General features: G+C 46.4%; 15 protein-coding genes. 13 read left to right on the forward strand and 2 right to left on the reverse strand.

The features are described from left to right. Positions 1-61: 61 nt before the first annotated feature. On the reverse strand, positions 62-3,643 hold the full coding sequence (locus tag K8S15_07635) for a tetratricopeptide repeat protein (GenBank protein MCD4775908.1): 3,582 nt from the start codon (positions 3,641-3,643) through the stop codon (positions 62-64). Between the two features lie 214 nt (positions 3,644-3,857). Next, positions 3,858-4,169, reverse strand: coding sequence for a hypothetical protein (locus K8S15_07640; GenBank protein MCD4775909.1), 312 nt, complete (start codon positions 4,167-4,169; stop codon positions 3,858-3,860). Between the two features lie 76 nt (positions 4,170-4,245). Between K8S15_07640 and K8S15_07645 the strand changes: the two genes are divergently transcribed. The 13 genes from K8S15_07645 to K8S15_07705 all read left to right on the forward strand — a co-directional run bounded on the left by K8S15_07645 (position 4,246) and on the right by K8S15_07705 (position 19,754). After that, a complete protein-coding gene (locus tag K8S15_07645; GenBank protein MCD4775910.1) occupies positions 4,246-7,257 on the forward strand; it encodes a BamA/TamA family outer membrane protein in 3,012 nt (1,003 codons plus the stop codon). Positions 7,258-7,323: 66 nt separating this feature from the next. Beyond that, positions 7,324-8,184, forward strand: a complete 861-nt coding sequence (locus K8S15_07650) for a hypothetical protein (protein ID MCD4775911.1) — start codon at positions 7,324-7,326, stop codon at positions 8,182-8,184. A gap of 16 nt (positions 8,185-8,200) precedes the next feature. Beyond that, positions 8,201-8,803, forward strand: a complete 603-nt coding sequence (locus K8S15_07655; GenBank protein ID MCD4775912.1) for a penicillin-binding protein activator LpoB — start codon at positions 8,201-8,203, stop codon at positions 8,801-8,803. Positions 8,804-8,864: 61 nt separating this feature from the next. Next, positions 8,865-10,187 (forward strand): hypothetical protein, encoded by a 1,323-nt coding sequence (locus K8S15_07660; protein ID MCD4775913.1) that lies wholly within the window; start codon positions 8,865-8,867, stop codon positions 10,185-10,187. A gap of 2 nt (positions 10,188-10,189) precedes the next feature. Then, complete coding sequence (gene deoC, locus K8S15_07665; GenBank protein MCD4775914.1) at positions 10,190-10,843, forward strand: deoxyribose-phosphate aldolase; 654 nt, start codon at positions 10,190-10,192, stop codon at positions 10,841-10,843. 278 nt (positions 10,844-11,121) lie between these two features. Next, complete coding sequence (locus K8S15_07670; protein MCD4775915.1) at positions 11,122-13,290, forward strand: UvrD-helicase domain-containing protein; 2,169 nt, start codon at positions 11,122-11,124, stop codon at positions 13,288-13,290. Positions 13,291-13,321: 31 nt separating this feature from the next. Further along, positions 13,322-14,143 carry a transketolase gene (locus K8S15_07675; protein MCD4775916.1) on the forward strand — a complete coding sequence of 274 codons (822 nt, stop codon included), beginning with the start codon at positions 13,322-13,324 and terminating at the stop codon, positions 14,141-14,143. Beyond that, positions 14,140-15,096, forward strand: a complete 957-nt coding sequence (locus K8S15_07680; protein MCD4775917.1) for a transketolase family protein — start codon at positions 14,140-14,142, stop codon at positions 15,094-15,096. Before K8S15_07675 ends, K8S15_07680 begins: the two co-directional genes overlap by 4 nt. A 113-nt stretch (positions 15,097-15,209) precedes the next feature. Beyond that, a complete protein-coding gene (locus K8S15_07685; protein ID MCD4775918.1) occupies positions 15,210-16,118 on the forward strand; it encodes a D-2-hydroxyacid dehydrogenase in 909 nt (302 codons plus the stop codon). Positions 16,119-16,150: 32 nt separating this feature from the next. Next, a complete protein-coding gene (locus K8S15_07690; protein MCD4775919.1) occupies positions 16,151-17,452 on the forward strand; it encodes a hypothetical protein in 1,302 nt (433 codons plus the stop codon). 23 nt (positions 17,453-17,475) lie between these two features. Then, positions 17,476-18,120 (forward strand): hypothetical protein, encoded by a 645-nt coding sequence (locus K8S15_07695; GenBank protein ID MCD4775920.1) that lies wholly within the window; start codon positions 17,476-17,478, stop codon positions 18,118-18,120. Between the two features lie 26 nt (positions 18,121-18,146). Continuing rightward, positions 18,147-19,121, forward strand: coding sequence for a hypothetical protein (locus K8S15_07700; protein ID MCD4775921.1), 975 nt, complete (start codon positions 18,147-18,149; stop codon positions 19,119-19,121). 3 nt (positions 19,122-19,124) lie between these two features. Further along, complete coding sequence (locus K8S15_07705; protein ID MCD4775922.1) at positions 19,125-19,754, forward strand: hypothetical protein; 630 nt, start codon at positions 19,125-19,127, stop codon at positions 19,752-19,754. The last annotated feature ends 128 nt before the right edge of the window (positions 19,755-19,882 follow it).

Raw genomic sequence — 19,882 nt, forward strand, 5'->3', positions numbered from 1 at the left:
TCAGGTCTTGCATCCGGGCATTATTATCATATTATTAATAAAAATTTATATATTAATTAGGTTACCAGTGATCCGGGAACGGTATTTCTGTCTTGATGATTCCTTCTGAGAGCAGCTTATCCCTGAGTATTCCAAGGGAATCGTCAATTGAACTTGGAAATTGGAAATCCATTATCAGTTTGTAGGTTTTGATGTATGAGTCGACTGCAGCTTCGATACTGCCATCTTCAAAATTGGTGAGCCCAAGAAGTCCCTGATAAATACATTCCTGCCGGGTACTGCCGGTTTTCCTGCTTATTTCTATGGCTGTATTGAAATGCTCTCTTGCTTCGCTCCATTTTCGCATGAAGTAGAACATTTCACCGAACAGGCAGTGGGTGTCAGCCTCGCCGTCTGAGTTATCGATCTGTCGGTGTATCTGAAGTGCCTGATCAAGGTATTCTGCAGACTTACTAAACTCGTCCCGCATGGTTTCTATTCGGCCAAGATTGCTTAAAATTATAGCTTCATTGCGTCTGTCACCTATTTCACGGTTTATCTTCAGAGCTTCCCGGTAGTAGACAAGAGCATCTTCCGGTTCGTCCTCCAGATGACCCAGACCGCAAAGAATTCTTCCCTCACCGATCCTGTTTCCGGTTTTCCTGTGCAGAGCAAGAGCTTTCTCGTAGCACTCTCTGGCTTCATCTTCATTTCCATTTCTTCTAAGGAGTATGGCCAGGTTACCTAAGGTTACGCCTTCCTGTCTTTGATTCCCCTGCATGCGATGCACCTCAAGTGCCTTGTCGTAGTATTCTTTCGCTTCAATGTTTTTACCCTGCATGGAGTAGAGATTTGCTATATTGCCGAACAACTTTCCTTGCATTGAGGTATCTGATGAATCGTTTGAGATTTTCAACCCCTTTTTGAACAGTTTAAAAGCACTATCAATATCACCTGTACTCAATGCTAAAGTTCCCCTTGCCTTGATCACTTCGGCCGTTCGATGTGGCCAGTATTCTTCCTTACAGATTGAAGCCATCAGTTCGATATTATCCCGTTGTTCCCGTCGGCTGCCCAGGGAATGCAGTACAGTATCCTTCTTCAGGAGTACATCAAGGAGGAGTTCGTTTCGGATTCCCGGTGATGATTGTGACATCATCCAGTCCTTCAGCCTGTCGGTCCATTCAAGAACATCGTTATTTCTGTAGCATTCCATAGAATAGCATAGAGCCTTCCAGCCCCATTCGATAGCCCTCGATAACTGAAGGGACTCTTTAAGGTGTAATGCAATTTCACCTGCTGCCAATTCCGGATTATTCTTATTTATCCCTATAAGAACTTCTGCTGCCTTTGAATGAAGTCTATGAAGATTCTTTCCAAGTACCATTCCATATGCGGTGTTCCTGTACAGGACATGATTAAAGGCAAAAACCGAACTGGATTGACGTGACCAGAGTCGAAGTCGTTGTCCTTCATCAAGAAGCTTCTGATTATTCTTACTCTCAGAAATCAGTTTCAGTGTATCAATATTGAATTCCTGACCAAGTATTGAGGCAGTCTGAAGGATTTCTCTTACATCTTTGGGAAGTCTGTCCATTCGCGCCACCAGGATTGATTTAATGCCGGATGGAATGTCGTACTTTCCTGAAGAAAAGCGATATCTGCCTGACTTATCGGAAAGCAAACCAGATTCCATCATATATAAGCAGAATTGCTCGATGTAAAATGGATTACCTGATGAACTTGTCAGTATGAAGTTCGCGAGTTTTGTGCCTGGCTCTGCTCCAAGTCTGTCTACGATCACTCTCCGGGCAGCTTTCCTGTCAATAGCTGTCAGGTCAAGGGAGATCGTATCCGTAGATTCATCAACAGGTTCAGGTGGTTTTGAACCGTCATCGAAATACCGGCTTGAAATGAGGATTACGAAAGGATAATTTTCAACATTCCTGGTCAGCGTTTTGATTACTCTTTTCGAATCGTTATCCATCCAGTGCAGGTCTTCAATGATGAAAATGCTGGGCTTTATTCGAGATAAAGCCTTAACAAGCGTTCTAAGAGCAAGTGCGGTATTGTTGAATTTGCTTTCAGCAGCAAGTTTTGAATAAACAGAATCTTCCCAGTAATAACCAAGAATAGAACCAATAATTGAGGTTGCCCTTTCCATTTCTACAAGAAGAATCTCGTCGTCCATTGATGATGCTGTATCTTGCAGCTCTTCAATAAGGAGTTTCATTCGATTTACAAAAATTGCTCTGTTATATGCCCTGTTTTCTGTTTCGTTCTGCTGGAAAAGGTCCTTGAGAAAATAGATAAACGGGTTAAGACTCTGTCTCAGTATATCATCGCTTTTAAGGATATACGTCTGGCAGCTTGTTGAAAACTTCTGTGAGGCTTCAAGAAGCAGTCTTGATTTTCCCATACCAGCTTCACCGTATACCATTGCTACTCCAGCGAATTTCCCCTGTTCTACAGTTTGTATTTTACGGAGAAGAGTTTCCATCTGAGAGGAGCGTCCCAGCATTTTTCCCTGAAAAGCATTTCTGATTCCAGAGTTCTTGAGATCGCTCAGTCTGCCGATTAGAATATCATCCGTTTTTCCCCTGGGTAACCAGTATTCCGTGTCTGAGAAACCATACTGCTGTTTCCTGTTCTGAATTGCTTTTTCTGTTACCAGAATTTCACCGAATTCAGCTTTTGATAACAGTCTGGCTGCAGTATTCACAGTGTCGCCGTATACAGAGTATTTGCATCTTCTGGAATTACCGGTAATGCCTGCATAGACTGTTCCCTCAGAAATTCCTACACGTATGGAATTGTCAAGATCATTCCGCAGTTTCAGCGAAAAATCAAAAGCCCTTGAAGTATTGTTCTCCCATGAGACGGGAGCACCGAAAAGAACAAGAGCAGTTGAATATTCAGGATTTGAGCAATACAACCCATTCAGTTCTCCGCCATAATCGGATGCGGTTGAAAGAACAATTGATACACATTCACGAAAACGAGCATTATCACAGCTTTTGATGTTAATGAACACTGGAATCACCGATCTGAACTCACCGGTTAGTTTGCTCGATAATATGTTGTCTGAGACAAATTTCGAAGCAACTTTCTTGCGTATTCGAATTGAAAGAGGCCTTTCTTTTATGGAAGTGATGCCCGTAAGCATTTCTGGTGATCTGTCACATTTCTTTCTTACGAAATTCGAGTAGCTGGGATGGATTCCTATAGTTCCAGGTTTGCATGTGGTAGAAAGCTGTGCAGCAGCCGCTTCAAGAGCGGAACCTTTAATGAAATAAGCCAGCAAATCCTTTCCAATGATGCCCCATTCAATCTGTCCGTGGGACAGGGACATTCTGACTGAAACGGACCATTGGCTGATATCAGATTTCCAGAGATATTTCTTTTCGAAGTACCGTTCGAGACCGGTGGCTGCATGATAGGCAGCTTCAGGCCTGTCTGGAGGAAAAACGGCAATTATGGCATCACCTTCGAATTCGGCGATTATTCCGCCGTTGCGGTATATCACATCGACTGCCTTTGAGAATATCCTGTTCAGTATCCCGGAGAGTATTTCAGCACCCTTTTTACCGTGTACAACCAGAGATTCAGCAATAGTAGTGAAGCCTGAAATGTCTGCGTGCAGAACAACACCATTACCAACCACTGAATTTCTGCCGTTGAGATAAAGTTCCTGAATTGGACGCGGGATTACGTTAAGCAGAACAACCTCCAAAAATTAGTATGAAATCATAAGAAAAAATACGCACAATATCCTTTCAATGCAACATCAAAAATAGCGCGAATTTTCAATCGGGAGATATCACACAATCAATAAGTATTTTTCTTTCGTGAAGAAATATGAATTGTTTCTGGCTTGCTTACTGCTGACACGATGGGGACGGAGGATCAAGGATTGCGATAGTGTCTGCAATGCAGCTGTAAAGGTAAGCCCAAGATTCAGGATTCGATTCGCAGGACTGTATAAGAGACAGAAGATCAGTGTCTTCCGGCCTGTCAGGTCGAAGACTGTCATCAGCTTTAAAAACCCAGTACCTGGCGAGGGTTCCTGCCCATTCCTGAAGATCATGCTTGCTGTTCTCCGAAATTGCACTATATGAATCGGGCTCGTTACAGGATGTCAAGTTAAGTAGCAGGGCCATCAGCAGAACGGCAATTCTGTATATTCTCATTGTTCTCCTGTTCTATCGGGAACCATGGCAGTATAGTCGAACTATGGCTGTTTGAACAGTGTTTTCAGGAGGTTAGATGAGAAAATCGATAATAATTCTTCTTCCTGTTTTATTCTCCATCTGTTTTGCAACTTCCTACGGTCGAAGCAAAGTACAGATAGGGGAGCAGGAATGGTGGGAGATTCAGGGCAGGCACTTTACGATTTATTTTCCTCAGGGTGGAGAAATTCCGGCGGAAACCCTTCTTGTACAGACAGAAAGAGAACTGCTTAAACTGTCTGAGGATTTTAATTATATGCCTGAGGAACCGATACCGATAATTCTGTATATCTCACCCGGTGATTTCAGGCAAACCGATATCAATCCCTACGAAATGCCACAGGCTGTCGGTGGGTTTACAGAATTCTACAAAGGCAGGATAGTTGTGCCTTTTACCGGCTACTGGTCCGAATTCCGACATGTGGTTGCACATGAGTTGAACCACGCTTTCATATTCGATATGATTTATAGACGTTCCCTGTTTAACATTCTTACTGGAGGGACTTCTCTCTGGGTGATGGAAGGTCTTGCCGAATACACTTCCCTTGGCTGGGACGCTGCTTCCGAGGCTGAATTCAGAGATATGGTCATTTCAAATCAGATCGTTCCCATTGAAGAGCTTTCGAGAAGAACGGACTACCTGGTTTATCGAGAAGGGCAGGCTATCTACCATTTTATGAACGAACGGTACGGTGAAGATAAGTACAAGGAATTCGTTCATTGTATCAACTCCCGCAATAGAAGAGCTTCTCATTCGGGCATGGAATCAAACGTTTCATCTAACGATCAGCAACGCTCTGGCGATCCTTTTGAAGCAGTATTTAACATGTCTATGGCTCAGTTCAGTGAAAAATTCCTGGAATGGGCCCGTGAAAGATACTGGTCAGAACTGGTGTACGGAGAAAGTCCCGATGATATAGCAAATCCCATCTGCAATGATAACGAACGGATTGTGCAGATCAACCCGATAATTTCCAGCGATGGAAATCTTCTTGCAGGAGTCGAGTACCATCACGCTCATATGGCAGTAACCGTCAGATCTGCCATAACAGGTGAAGTAAAAAGCAGACCGTTCGTCTCGGGTGGGATTATGGATGCTTCAGTCTCACCCATGTATAGGATATGCAGCTTTTCTCCAACTACTGACTCAATAATCATTGCCACACAGTATATCTCGGAGGATAAACTGATTATCTGTTCAGATGGAGAGCGCGAGGATCTTCCATTTAAGATGGATCTGATCCGGGATCCTATCTGGTCACCCTGTGGCAGGTATATCGGATTTTCAGGTATGATCAACAGTCAACTGAATATCTACATTTGGGATATAAGAGAACGGGAACTGTCTCAGATCAGCGATGATATATTGGGAGAAAGAGACCTCTCCTGGAACGATGACGCAATTCTGTGTGCTGTAGAATCCAGCCAAGGTGAGACCAGAATTATTGAGTATGCCCTTGATGGAACACGCAGGACTATTTTTGCTGATTCCTCTGAAATCAGATATCCTATCAGCGTTCCGGATGGTATACTGTTTCTCTCGGACATGAACGGTTATCCTGATCTTTACATGTTGCAGAACTCCACAGATGAGATCGTTCGTCTTACGGCCCTTTACCGAACCATCAATTCATTATCCTGGGCTGATTCTTCCGATATATTAACCTTCGTATCCAGTGACTGGACTGGAACCGGGGTTTTTCTCGCATACGATATCACGGACAGGAGAGTTGCCACGTTTGGACATGGGGAATTCGATGATGCGATTGATGCGACCGAAAACAGGCTTGTACCGCAATACTACCCAATCCCGGTTTCAGAGGAGATATCTGAACGTCAGGAACGTCCTGAATCACAGCGGTTGACAGCTTCAGCTGAACCTATTCATGAAGACGCAGAATCTGATGACACTTCCACTCAGTGCCTTGATGATGAATTTCAATGCGGTATATCCCCGTACACCCCCAGACTGACCGTGGATTACGCCAGCGCAAGGGCCTCATACGACTCGTACCTTGGTATTGCCGGATATACGCAGATCATTTTCAGCGATATTCTGGCTCATCATCAGATTGTTGTTAATACTAACCTGAACGGAGGCAGTCTCAGTGATGTTGATTTGGCCGTTTATTACTGTTATCTGCCTCATCGTATCGATTATGGCTTCGGCCTTATGCGGGAATCATACAGATGTCTATTCAAATTTGCCGATGACCATCGTGAAGAAGTCAGAGACATCGATACGGGGGGATTCGCCGTTGCCAGATATCCGTTCAGCCCATCATTAAGAATTGATGGAGCACTGGTTTACCGGCATTTGAGTCGTACCGGAACCTGGAATTCTACTACAGACCTTGATGAGGATATAATCTCACTGCAATCCGCGATTATTTTCGACAATGCTCTATGGGGAAGTGTTGGACCGCGGGTAGGAAGCAGATTCAGTGTTGTGGGGGAGTATGCTCCATCTATCTCAGGATCTGCAGGTTATAGTACGATGCTTTTCGATTTGAGAAATTACCTCTGGGTGTCACAAAGAGTAACATTTGCCACAAGGCTGGCGGGTGGAACAAGCTGGGGTCCCGATGCGCAGAATTTCTTCCTTGGCGGAGCGATGCCTCACAGGTTGTTATGGGGGGAAGTTGAAACCATAGAAGAGCTTCTTGGCTTCTATACGAATTACGGTGACATACTGAGGGGATACGATTATGCCAGTATTCAAGGACGCAGATACGGCATCTTTTCGGCTGAGTTAAGAGTCCCTTTTGTGAATACACTGGCACTTGATGCGCCCCTTCCTCTTGTCATCAGAAATGGAAGAGGTGTTCTGTTTTTTGATCTTGGCTTTGCCCTTGATGACATTTCCCGCTTTCATGGAGCTTCCTCTGCAGGAGGTTTTCATCTGGATGACCTGAAGATGGGACTGGGAATCGGATACAGATTCAATCTCGGCTTCTTTCTCCTGAAGCATGATATTGCGTGGCGTACAGATCTTCATGGTATTTCCCGTAAACCTGAACAGAATGTTACTATCGGGGCTGAATTCTGATGGGAATCAGGTATATTCAATTTAACAGACAGTATTTTTCATGAAATAACGCGGAGGAACACAGGTTTGAAAACAATATTTCTTCTATTGGTTTTTGTGTCATTTGTTTTAGCATGGACCTGCCCTGAATGCGGGACAGAAAACAATGGAGATTTCTGTACTGAGTGCAGTCTTCCCCAACCCCCACAGGGGATGGAGTACGTTGGCCCTTCAGTTGTAATGATTGATGGAGATAGCATTTCTGTGGGTCCATTTTTCATCGATTCGGAGCCTGTCATCAGCAGGGACATCCTTGACTGGCTTGCCCGGGAGATATCTTACGTTGATCAGGTTCCTGTATACCTGACCGGACAGGAAGCATTGCTGATGCCAGGTGAGAATATGGGTGAGGATTTCAAAGATATTATCTTCATCAGATATACGCCATGGGTCATTTACAAAAATACGCAGGGCGGTGTAACCGGTGTTACCGTTCAGACCGGTTGCTTCGATATTCCGGCTACTTCAATCACATTCGATGCCGCAAGGCTTTACCTGAATGATACAGGAAAGAGGCTTCCCTCAAGGGCGGAGATTACTGCTGCGACTTCAGCTGACATAATAGGGCTTGAAGATACCTGGGAAGTCATGGACACCTACTCGGATTTTATATCGATGACCCTTTCCGGAGTTATAGGAACATCTCCAGCGGGGCTTGCCATGTTCTCTGAAAATCAAACTCCGGAGGAAAGAATAATGTGGGAATGGACAAGAGATGCATGGAATCAGCCCCCCGATTCAATTGCAGATCTGCAATCTCCATACGCATTGATTTTCAAACCGCTTGATCTTCCTGTAGAGGGTACAGCTTTGAGAGAGAGCGGATATTACAATGTTATTTTTCGGGGAGTAGTACCCATACCCTGGATTGAACTGAGTAGAAACTGAAACTGAAAGGAAAAATATGAACACCGCATCTAAAATCTTTGTGACTGTTGCCGCTGTAGCACTCATTGCCGGTTGCGGAGGCCGTGAAGTTACTAGAACCGATCCTGATACGGTTACCGACCTCAGCGGTTACTGGAACGAAACCGATGCTCGTATGGTAGCTGATTCGATGATTGCCCAGTGTCTCGATGGTAGATGGCTTGTAGAATTCGCATCCGTGGGTAGCAGGGGAGATCACGCATCCAAGCCTGTAATTGTCGTTGGTGGTATCTACAACGAGAGCTCGGAGCATATTAACACAAGTATCTTTATGAACGCTATAGAACAGGCTTTTCTTGAGTCCGGTGAAATTCAAATAGCTGCAGGCGGAGCGAGCAGAGGAGAAGTCAGATCAGAAAGAGAAGATCAGACCATTTTCTCGTCACCCGAAACCGCCGCCTCGTTCGGTCGGGAGATCGGCGCAGACTTCGTGATGACCGGTAACATAGGATCAATAGTTGATGAAGAAGGTAGTACCAGGAGTATCTACTATCAGATCAGTTTGGAACTTATCGATGTTGAAACAGCACTTAAATCCTGGATAGGAAGTCTCGAGATCAAGAAAATGATCGAGTGGTAGAAAAGCCATAGAACAATGCTGAGTTCTGAATGAACATCCCAGATACGGAGATAGCAGATCTATGATCAGACTACTGTATTCGTGTATTTTTACCGCAATTGTGGCCGCGGTCATGATATCAGGTTGCGCAACGGATTACACAAATGAAATGAGGCCCGTAACCTCAAGTCTCAGGATGGACAATCCAGAGCTTGCTATTGAGGAGTTCAGGGAGAATTTCACCGATTCTACCGGCAGGAACAGACTTCTTTACCTTATGGAACTGGGCAATCTGATGCGGCTTTCCGGTAACTTTCCTGTAGCGGAGAATCTGTTGCTTCAGGCGGACAGATTGAGCGATCAGCAGCGGGGTATTGAACTGGGTCAGGAAATAGGATCATTCCTGAGCAATGATCTTGCTCTTGAATTCCGTGGAGCCGATTACGAAAAAGTCTTCCTAAATTATTGCCTGGCCGCATGTTATGCCTCGGAAAACAACATGGAGGATGCCCTGGTTGAATGCAGAAGGGTGAATGACAAACTTCGAGCACTCAACCTGAGTTACAAGGAAAACAGGAACAGGTACAGTGATGATGCCTTTGTAAGATACCTTATGGGGATTCTGTACGAAAAGGCTGGAGATCGCAACAATGCTTTGATAGCTTACAGGAACAGTGCAGCTGTATACGATTCTTCCTATGCGGTAGATTACGGGATTTCTGCGCCTTCAAGGGTAAAATCCGATATTCTGAGACTTTCAAGCGAACTCGGAATGCAGTCGGTATTTCAGAATTATTCCTCTCAATGGCCTGAAGTGAGTTGGGAAGACGAAGGCTCCGATTCGAATCATGGCGAAGTAGTTGTTATTCTGGAGGCGGGGATGATTCCTTCCCGGACCGAGAAATCCTACACTTTTATTTTCAATGACAGAATTTACCGAGTCTCTTTGCCGGCTATTGCGAACAAACGGCGAGAATCCTGGTCGGTTGTACTTTCTTCCGGAAGAACCCAGACCAGTGGATTTCTTGCCGAGGATCTTGCGGGTATAGCCAGAAAAAACCTTGAGGATCAGGCTGGACGTGATATTGCGAGAGCTATTGCCAGACTGGCTGTTAAGGCTGGTGTGACTGAGGCCGGAGAACAGCTCGTAGAGGAGCTTACGGAAGAGAATAGCGGCATATCACAGGTTACAGGCATCCTGCTTAGTATTATAGGCGCCGCTACCGAGCGGGCTGATCTTAGAGCATGGCTGACTTTGCCCTCCCAGATATTTGTTTTGCGCCTCAGACTTCCCGAAGGAGAACAGCCTGTAAGGGTTACTGTTAACGGACGGATTGTTTTCAGTGATGATTCCATGACTATCGATCCAGGCAGGATAAACCTGCTGTTCCTGCGGGAAGGATAACGTTGACCAGATCAGAGCTTGCATCCATTATAGATCATACACTTCTGAAGCCCCAGGCGGTTTCGCATGATATTGAAAAGCTGTGTAGGGAAGTAATCCAATACGGATTCGCTTCCGCGTGTGTTAACCCGATATGGGTGCCGCTGGCTTCAGATATCCTGGGTGATTATGAACCTGTTGTCTGTTCAGTTATTGGATTCCCTCTCGGTGCGACCAACTGCATGGCTGAAGAAGCTGCCAGGGCAGTAAGTAATAGAGCCGGTGAGCTGGATATGGTCTTGCCCATAGGATACCTAAAGAGCGGATATACGAAAAAAACAGCAGACTGCATTCAGAGTGTTGTACGCGAATCAGCGGGAAGGCCGGTTAAGGTAATTCTTGAAACCTGTCTTCTTACCGACAGTGAGAAAGTGCTTGCCTGCAGAATCGCGATGGACAGCGGCGCTTCCTGGGTGAAGACCTCTACCGGTTTTGCCGCAGGGGGAGCTACGGTCGCGGATATTGTTCTTATGAGGAATGCTGTAGGCGAAGAACTGGGTGTAAAGGCTTCGGGAGGAATAAGAACCCTGGAGGATGCTCTTGCAATGATAGAAGCGGGAGCTAAAAGACTGGGATGCAGCAGAAGCGTAGAGATAGTTGAATCTTTTAATCACTGATGTCACAATTTGTATGCGGATATTAGTGCAGGCAACTGGAGGGGTCAACCAGTTGCCTGCTCATTTCCTGGATCATAATTTACTCTCTACGACCGATCAGGGAGGGGGTCAGACCGGCAGTACCTCAAGAGTAAAAACCGAAATGAATATCACAAAGAGAGTGATAAGCAGCCAGTTTTTTAATCCAGGTTTCTGCATTTGATAATCTCCTAGAAATCATGTATTTTTTATCTAGCAAGTTAAAAGGAAGCAATATTCTTTCCAATTAGAAATAACTTATGATTGTAGACCAACTGAATTCCAGACAGAAAGAGGCCGTAGACTATACCGATGGACCTCTTCTTGTTCTTGCAGGAGCCGGCAGCGGCAAGACAAGGGTTCTTACCGCCAAAATAGCCGATATTATTGAAAAAGGTTATGCAGAACCATGGGAGATTCTTGCCATGACATTTACCAATAAGGCAGCTCAGGAGATGAGGGAGAGGGTGAACAGCATTCTTCCTGGGAGGGGTTCCAGGATTCGAATGGGAACATTCCACTCCGTCTGTGCCTGGATCCTCAGGCGGGAAGCCCACCACCTGGGATACAACGAAAATTACACCATATACGATTCAGATGATCAAAAAACTCTTATTAGAAGGCTTCTGAAGAATATTGATTCATCAACGAAAATCACTCCCGGCCTTGCTAAAGGATATATCTCAAGTAGCAAGAATGAAGGCATATCCGCAGAGGAAGCAATGCAGCATGCGAAAGGTCAGAGGGAGATTGATCTGGCAGGGGTTTATCTTAAATATGAGGAAAGGCTGAAAGCTTCAGGCGCATTCGATTTTGACGATTTATTGACAGGCGTTCTTCGAGTATTCCGTCAAGATAATGACACCAGAAGACTCTATTCTTCGATGTTCTCATATATCCTGATAGATGAATATCAGGATACGAACAGGGTTCAGCACGAGCTTCTGAAAGAACTTTCCAAAGATGGAGCTGGAGTGTGCGTTGTAGGTGATGATGATCAATCCATATACGCATGGAGAGGAGCCTGTGTTGAGAACATTCTGGAGTTTTCGAAGGATTTCCCGGGCACCAGAATTATTAGGCTGGAAGAGAATTACAGATCGACAGGCAATATCCTTCGCGGGGCATCTGCACTGGTAAATCATAATAGAAAAAGACACGGTAAAACACTCTGGACAAGGCAGGAAGCAGGACTTCCAATAAAGGTTAGATCTCTTTACAATGAAATCGAAGAGGCGGAATGGATACTTGGGGAGATAAGGGAACTCGTTGAGGACAGTTCACTTTCGCGCGAATGCATAGCTGTTCTTTACAGAACAAATGCCCAGTCACGCCAGCTCGAGACAGCTTGCAGAAAACATGGAATCAACTACGAAGTTGTGGGATCGCAGAGATTCTACGAACGGATGGAGATCAAGGATATAATTGCTTACCTGAGGGTTCTCATCAACCATGATGACCGCCTAAGTCTTGAACGGATAATCAATAAACCCCCTCGAGGTCTTGGGAGGAAAGGGAGAGCGGCCTTCTTTGACTTTGTGGATTCGAAGAAACTTGATCCCATGGATGCCATGTTCATTTCAGATAATATAAGCGGAATCGCTTCGAGGGCTTCGAAGGAGTTGAAAAGTCTTGGAGAATGGTTCAGACTGGCCGAAGGAAATGTTGCAGAAGGGATATCAGTATCCGAAATAGTTGACGGTCTTCTTGATAGTACAGGTTTAGCCCGACAGTACGATACTGAAGATATTACGGATCAATCACGACTTGAGAATATTGCCGAGTTCAGAAAAAGTGTATCGGAATACGATCAGGCTGTACCAGGCGGAGGCCTGCCGGGTTTCATGACCGAGATCAGTCTGGCAACCACAGTTGACGAGTACGAGGGCGAAAACAGTGGTAAAATAGCTCTCATGACCCTTCACTGCGCGAAAGGCCTTGAATTCAATACTGTTTTCATCGCGGGGCTTGAGGAGGGTATGCTGCCTTTCATCAGGCCTGGAGAGTACGTTCCCTCCGATATGGAAGAGGAAAGAAGGTTGCTTTATGTAGGAATGACTCGAGCCCAGAAGAGGCTTGTGCTGACTTGCGCAATTAACAGGAGAAGGGGCGGCGTTTCGCAATCGGGTCCGTCCAGATTCATAAACGAAATCGCGAGTGGGGAAAATAGAATACCGCCTGTCGGGAAGGTATTTGCAAACGGAAGAGACGACATCGAAGAAACGGATGAAAGCGCTCTGGTCTACAGCAGGGGAAATCTTATCAATCATCCTCGATACGGCAGAGGACTGGTGAAAAAGGTTGTGAAATCAGGATCCGAATGGAGAATAACCGTCGATTTTGGATTTGACGAACCCAAAACATTGGTAACAGGGTATGTGCCTATTCCAATTCTAAAGCAGAAAGGTTCAGTACAAGACCTTGATTGAGAGGCAGTTTCTTTCTAATAGGAGATAATAAATGATAGATAATGCCCGGATGCAAGACCTGACCCTGGGGGTTCGACTGGATGTGCTTGAGATGATTCGATGTGCTGGAAGCGGTCATCCCGGCGGGTCGTTTTCAGCGATTGAGATACTTGTTGAGCTTTACTGGAATGTAATGAATATCCGTCCAGGTGAGCCACGCTGGAAGAAGAGAGACAGATTCGTTCTCTCGAAAGGTCACGCATGTCCCGCCCTGTACTCCGTTCTTGCCAGAAGGGGATATTTTGATCCTTCGGAGCTTCTGACCTTCAGAAAACTGGGTTCCAGACTCCAGGGGCATCCGAACATGATCGACCTTCCAGGGCTTGATGCCTCCACGGGCAGTCTCGGTCATGGTCTTCCAATAGCCTGTGGCATAGCCCACGGGATAAGGCTGAATAAAAGAAAGAGCCGCGTTTACTGTCTGCTGGGAGATGGAGAACTCCAGGAAGGAAGCGTCTGGGAAGCGGCAATGACCGCATCTCATTACAATCTGAACCATCTTACAGCGATTGTAGACAGGAACCGTGTGCAGCTGGATGGAACCGTTTCCGAAGTCATGGAGATAGAACCTCTTGCCGATAAATGGCTGGCATTCGGATGGGATGTGATCGTAGCCGATGGACACAGCTTCCCATCTATCGAGAAGGCATTTGAACACTGCCGGGAAACCTCTTTCCCGTCGGTTATTATCGCCGATACGGTGAAAGGGAAAGGTGTTTCATTCATGGAGGGTAACTGCAAATGGCATGGCAGATGTCCGAATGAGGATGAATACGCTGCAGCTGTGAAGGAGATACAGGGAGGCCTTTCATGAAAGATCTAAAACCAACGCGGGAAGGCTACGTTGAGGGAATACTGCAGGCAGGAAGAGAGAATAGCCGCGTTGTAGTTATCGAGGGTGATGTTTCGCGGTCTATAGGCAGCTCTTCATTCGGAGAGGAATTCCCGGGCAGGTTCTTTAACCTTGGAGTAAGTGAGCAGGATATGCTGGGCGAAGCTGCCGGTTTTGCTCTTGAGGGTTTTATACCATTCGTTGGAACGTACGGTGTATTCGTTGCCGGCCGAGCATGGGATCAAATACGAACAAGCATCTGCTACATGAATCTGAAAGTAAGGATAGCCGGCGCCCATGGCGGAATAAGTGTAGGACCAGATGGAGCGACACATCAGGCCCTTGAGGACGTGGCCATCATGCGTGTGCTTCCGAATATGAAGATTCTCGTACCGGCTGACTCCAATCAGACAAGAGCATCTGTTCTCGCTTCTCTGGATGTTGACGGACCAGTTTATATTCGCTTCGGAAGAAATCCGGTTCCGCAGGTTTACAGTATTGATGAACAGGTGGAGATAGGCAGAGGGAATCTGCTCAGGGAAGGTAACGATGTAACCCTGGTCGCATGCGGAGCGATGGTGAGTTCGTCCCTTGAAGCCGCATCAATATTAAAGGATAGAGGTATTTCGGCGGGAGTGATTGACATGGTTTCAGTTAAACCGCTGGACAAAAAGCTTCTGCAGGAGCAGGCTGCCAGGACAGGAGCCGTTATCGTAGCCGAAGATCATCAGGTAACGGGCGGCCTGTTCGGGGCCGTAGCGGAGACTCTGGCGCTGGAGATGCCTGTTAAGATGGGCGTTGTAGCAGTTCAGGACAGCTTCGGCACCAGTGGATCTCCAACCGAAGTAATGGAAAGATTCGGTCTTACGGCATTTGAAATTACTGAAAAAGCGCGGAGAATACTTGTAATGAATCGCATTCCAACGAACGGATGAACTCTTTGAAACCCCCCGTGTTATTGACTTGAATCCTGAGCATCTGTAGTATGCAATATATCTTGGATTATGGTACAAATTCTTATTCAAATAATTGAGACAGGAGGAAATAAATGGCTCGAGTACTTATCTGTGACGCAGTTGCTGAAGATGCCCTTGAGGCTATCCGCAGCGGTGGGCACGAAGTTGTTGAAAAAATAGGAATGTCCCCTGAAGAACTTCTGGTGACAGCTCCCCAGTTCGACGCTCTGGTTGTTCGCAGCGCTACAAAGGTTAGAAAACCCGTTCTCGAAAAGGCGGCCAGGGGAAATCTCAAGCTGATAGTCCGTGGAGGCGTCGGGCTTGATAACATCGACCTTGATGACGCTGCTGAACTGGGTATCTCGGTACAGAATACTCCTTCCGCAAGCAGCGTCGCGGTAGCCGAACTTGCAATAGCGCACATGCTGGCATGCAGCCGTTTTCTGGGTCCCGCGAACTGCACTATGAAAAAAGGTGAGTGGAACAAGAAAGCGTACGGCAAAGGCAAAGAACTCTGGCATTCAACCCTCGGCCTTATCGGATACGGACGCATTTCACAGGAAGTGGCTAAAAGGGCAAAGGGATTCGGGATGAAAGTCATTTTTTACGATCCCTTTATTGATGAAGCAGAAGGCGCGCAGAAAGTTGATCTTGATACACTATGTAAAGAATCCGACTTCGTAAGTCTCCATATACCCCATACCAAAGAAACACATTACCTTCTTGATACTCCTCAGTTCGACATGATGAAGGATGGAGTAATCGTAGTGAACTGTGCCAGGGGAGGTACGATTAACGAAACTGCCCTGCTGGAAGCTATGGAATCCGGGAAGGTATTCGCCACGGGAGTTGATGTTTACGAAGAGGAACCATCCAAAGGAAACCCACTTGTTGAATTTGAAAGAACGGTTGCTACGCCCCACATTGGAGCTGGAAGCGCAGCCGCTTCAAAACGGGTGGGGGCAGAAGTGGCCCGCAAGATTAACGAATTCTTCGAATAATAGAAAACAACATTAAAATGAAAGGTGGATCCATGCGGAAAAACTGGATAGGAATTCCAGTTCTCATGATTCTCCTTCTGTTGCCTTCTCTGTCAGTTGCTCAGGGCGATGACGAAATTTTGACACCAGTTGATAATTCGCCCTCGGCAAATGAAACGGAGTTGCAGCCAGCAGAAGGAGAGCAGCTGGAAGAACCCGATCCCGGTCTGGATATACCAGGTATTGTTACCGTACAGAACAAACCAAATGATGCTGGAGACCAGCTTATTGTTTCGTTTGAACCTGCTACGAATTCCGAAGGTATTTTCTGCTACAATGTTTACAGACGTGAGTTTGGCAATGTGAGTGAAGATGCCTGGAGTCTTATCAAGATGATTCCTGAAGATGAACCTTATGAATTCATTGACGGCTACGATCCTGAATACCCGATAGAACCGGGAACCCTGTACGAATACAGAGTTGCCTCTGTATCTATAGATGAAAACGAGTATTTCGGTCCTATATGCAATGCTGAAATTGCTTCAGTGGGTGAAATCTACCATACAGGGAAAACCAGGGTGCTTATTGCAGCAGCAGTGTTCATGTTCCTTATCTTCTACTATTTCGGGAAGGCACAGAAGGGTGCGAAAATGTATCTCAGGCCAATTGCCGGTATCGAGGCAATTGATGAGGCCATCGGCCGTGCAACCGAAATGGGGAGGCCAATTCTTTACGTACCCGGGTTGTCTTATATCGAGGATGTTGCGACAATTGCAAGTCTGACTATCCTGGGAAGAGTGGCCAAGAAGATAGCTCAGTATCAGACCCCTCTGATGGTTCCCAACCGAGATCCAATCGTTTACACAATTGCCGACGAAGTCGTTAAGCAGGCCTACCTTGAGGCTGGCCGGCCCGACGCATACGATCCGGACTCGGTTTTCTTTGTTACCACCAGCCAGTTCGCTTTCGTGGCAGCTGTCAACGGTATAATGATGAGGGAAACGCCGGCAACGAACTTTTACCTTGGCATGTTCTGGGCAGAATCACTCCTTCTGGCAGAGACGGGTTCCCTGTCCGGAGCCATTCAGATAGCCGGTACAGATGCAGTTACCCAGTTGCCGTTCTTCATAACCACCTGTGACTATACACTTATAGGCGAGGAACTTTATGCGGCCAGCGCATACCTTGGTCGTGAGCCAAAGCAGGTTGGTGCTGTAAAGGGACAGGATGCCTGTAAGGCAATAATCATGGGTTTCGTTACACTGGCTTTGCTGCTGGGAATAGTTGATCTTATTGCAGGAACACACACCCTCGAATGGGTGCGTCATATTATAACCATGCCAGTAGTGGATTAGCCCACCGGAAAGGAGTCTGAACAGTGAAAAGAACTGTTCCGCTTATGATAGTCATGGTGGGCGGAATACTGATGATGATTCAGTACTTTGTTCCCCACCAGTACTCACAGGTCGTGTTCAACAACTACACGCAATGGGCACCAATTGTTGGAGCCTTCGCTCTGGTACTCGGAGTTGGAAGCCTTACAAGGGTGCATTCTCACAAAATACGCAGGAAGGCCAAAAACTGGCAGTACAGCTGGGCTGTTTTAATACCGCTTTACGCAATGCCGCTTCTCGCTCATGTCTGGCCTCAATCACTTGGCGGAGGAATGGACAATCCGAGTGTTTTCCATTTCTTTTTTATGCATATCCAGGTTCCCATTCAGTCAACCATGTTCAGTCTGCTTGCTTTTTATATAGCAAGCGCCGCATTCCGGGCGTTCAGGGCGAAATCCGCCCTTGCCACGGTATTGCTTCTTGCTGCGGTGGTTGTAATGCTGGGTCAGGTTCCTATAGGAGAGATATTCGGCAGATGGCTGCCGGAAACAGGACTCTGGATTCTCCGCTATCCCAACCTTGCTGCTAAACGGGCAATTATGCTGGGAGTTGGATTCGGCATACTGGCTACAAACCTTAAAATAATATTCGGCGTCGAGCGTAATTGGCTCGGCGGAGCAGGGAAGTAGGTGGCACTGTGAATATATGGGGAAAGATGCTTAATATTGATCGGCGCTGGATCTTCCTTGCAATAGGTGTTGTATCGATTATTCCGTTCCTGGTGGGAATAGGAATGCCGATAACCACCACTACGGAAGTTGAAAGCATTTTCGATTACGTCAATGAACTGGATAAAGAAGATGCTATATTCATAAGTTTCGATTACGCTCCCGGAACTCAGGCTGAGAATACGCCCATGGCTGTGGCGGTTATGAGACATGCATTCTATAACGATGTACCTGTTTTCATGACAGCCTACCCTCCCCTTGGCCACGGTATGGCTATAGGGGCACTGGATTACGTAACCAATCCTGCGCTTTCCGTTTTCTACCAGAGAGTATCATTCGAAGAATGGGCTGATTTCAGGGAAGCCGGAATAACGGACAAGGATGAACTGGTTGCCGCGTGGGAAAACGATGGAAATGAACTTCCTGAAAATGCCTCCGGATGGGTTTTCGAAGGCAGGGATTTCGCATTACTAGGTTATGCGCCCGTTTTCAGCCTTGTTATTCTTGGAATGACCGCTTCTATCGAGGCTCAGTATCCACAGGACACCTACGGCAATCCACTGAGTGAAATGCCGATGCTCAGAGAGCATAAGAGCCTGCGGGAGATTGATCTAGCTCTAACAACAGCTGGCTCAAGCGCTTGCAGGGCCTGGATAGTCTATGGAAGGGAGAAGATCGGTCTCCCTGTTGCCTTCGGGGTGACAGCAGTTATGGCAACCGATTACTATCCTTACATTCAGTCCGGCCAGATAATCGGCCAGATGGGCGGCCTGCGTGGCGCGGCGGAATACGAGGTCCTGCTTTTTGAAAACGGAATAACCGAAACCACCGGCAAGGCATTCACAGGAATGGATGTTCAGTCAGCTGCGCATCTGCTGATAATCCTGCTTATAATCATGGGCAATATCGCTTTCTTCGCCGGGGGTTTTAACAAGAAGACTAAATTGAAGGGAAGGGGGTAGAAAATGTACGAAACGATAGGGATCTGGATAGGAGCTTTCTTTACCCTTGCCATCTACTCCTTCCTTTATAAGGAAAACCCTGTATATCGCCTCGCTGAACATCTTGTTGTTGGAATATCGCTTGGTTACACGATGGCGATTACTTTTGAAATAACTCTGAAGCCGAGGTTGATAGAGCCCCTGCTCAGCGGAAACCACTGGATTCTTCTTATTCCAGCCATCCTCGGTATTCTTTACATAACCAGGTTCATACCCGGTATAGCCTGGCTTTCCAGATATCCGATAGCATTTCTCATGGGAACAGCTATGGGTGTGAGTTTTCCGTTGACCATGAAGACCGACGTTTTAAGACAGCTCGAGGCTGCCATGCAGCCGTTCTATCAGTCGGGAATGCCATGGCATGTAGTATTCGGAAATATCGTACTGATTTTTGGAACACTAGCGGCACTGATCTACTTCTTCTTCTCCAAACCGCATAAAGGGCTGTTCTTCGGCACAGGTTCAAAAATAGGTATCTGGATAATCATGCTCGGTTTCGGCGCTACTTTCGGATTTACCGTTATGGGCCGAATCAGCCTGCTCATAGGCAGAATACAGTATCTGCTTGGCGACTGGCTGCATATAATAAAGTAAACACGGGGGGCCGGGATAAATCCCGGCCCTTCTACCTTGACCTTTTGAATTCGTTTTCGTAAATTGGCTCGAACGGTGCCGGGGTAGCTCAGTTGGTAGAGCAACGGACTGAAAATCCGTGTGTCGAC

This window comes from Candidatus Aegiribacteria sp., assembly GCA_021108005.1.
Taxonomy (GTDB): Bacteria; Fermentibacterota; Fermentibacteria; order Fermentibacterales; family JCC-6; genus Aegiribacteria.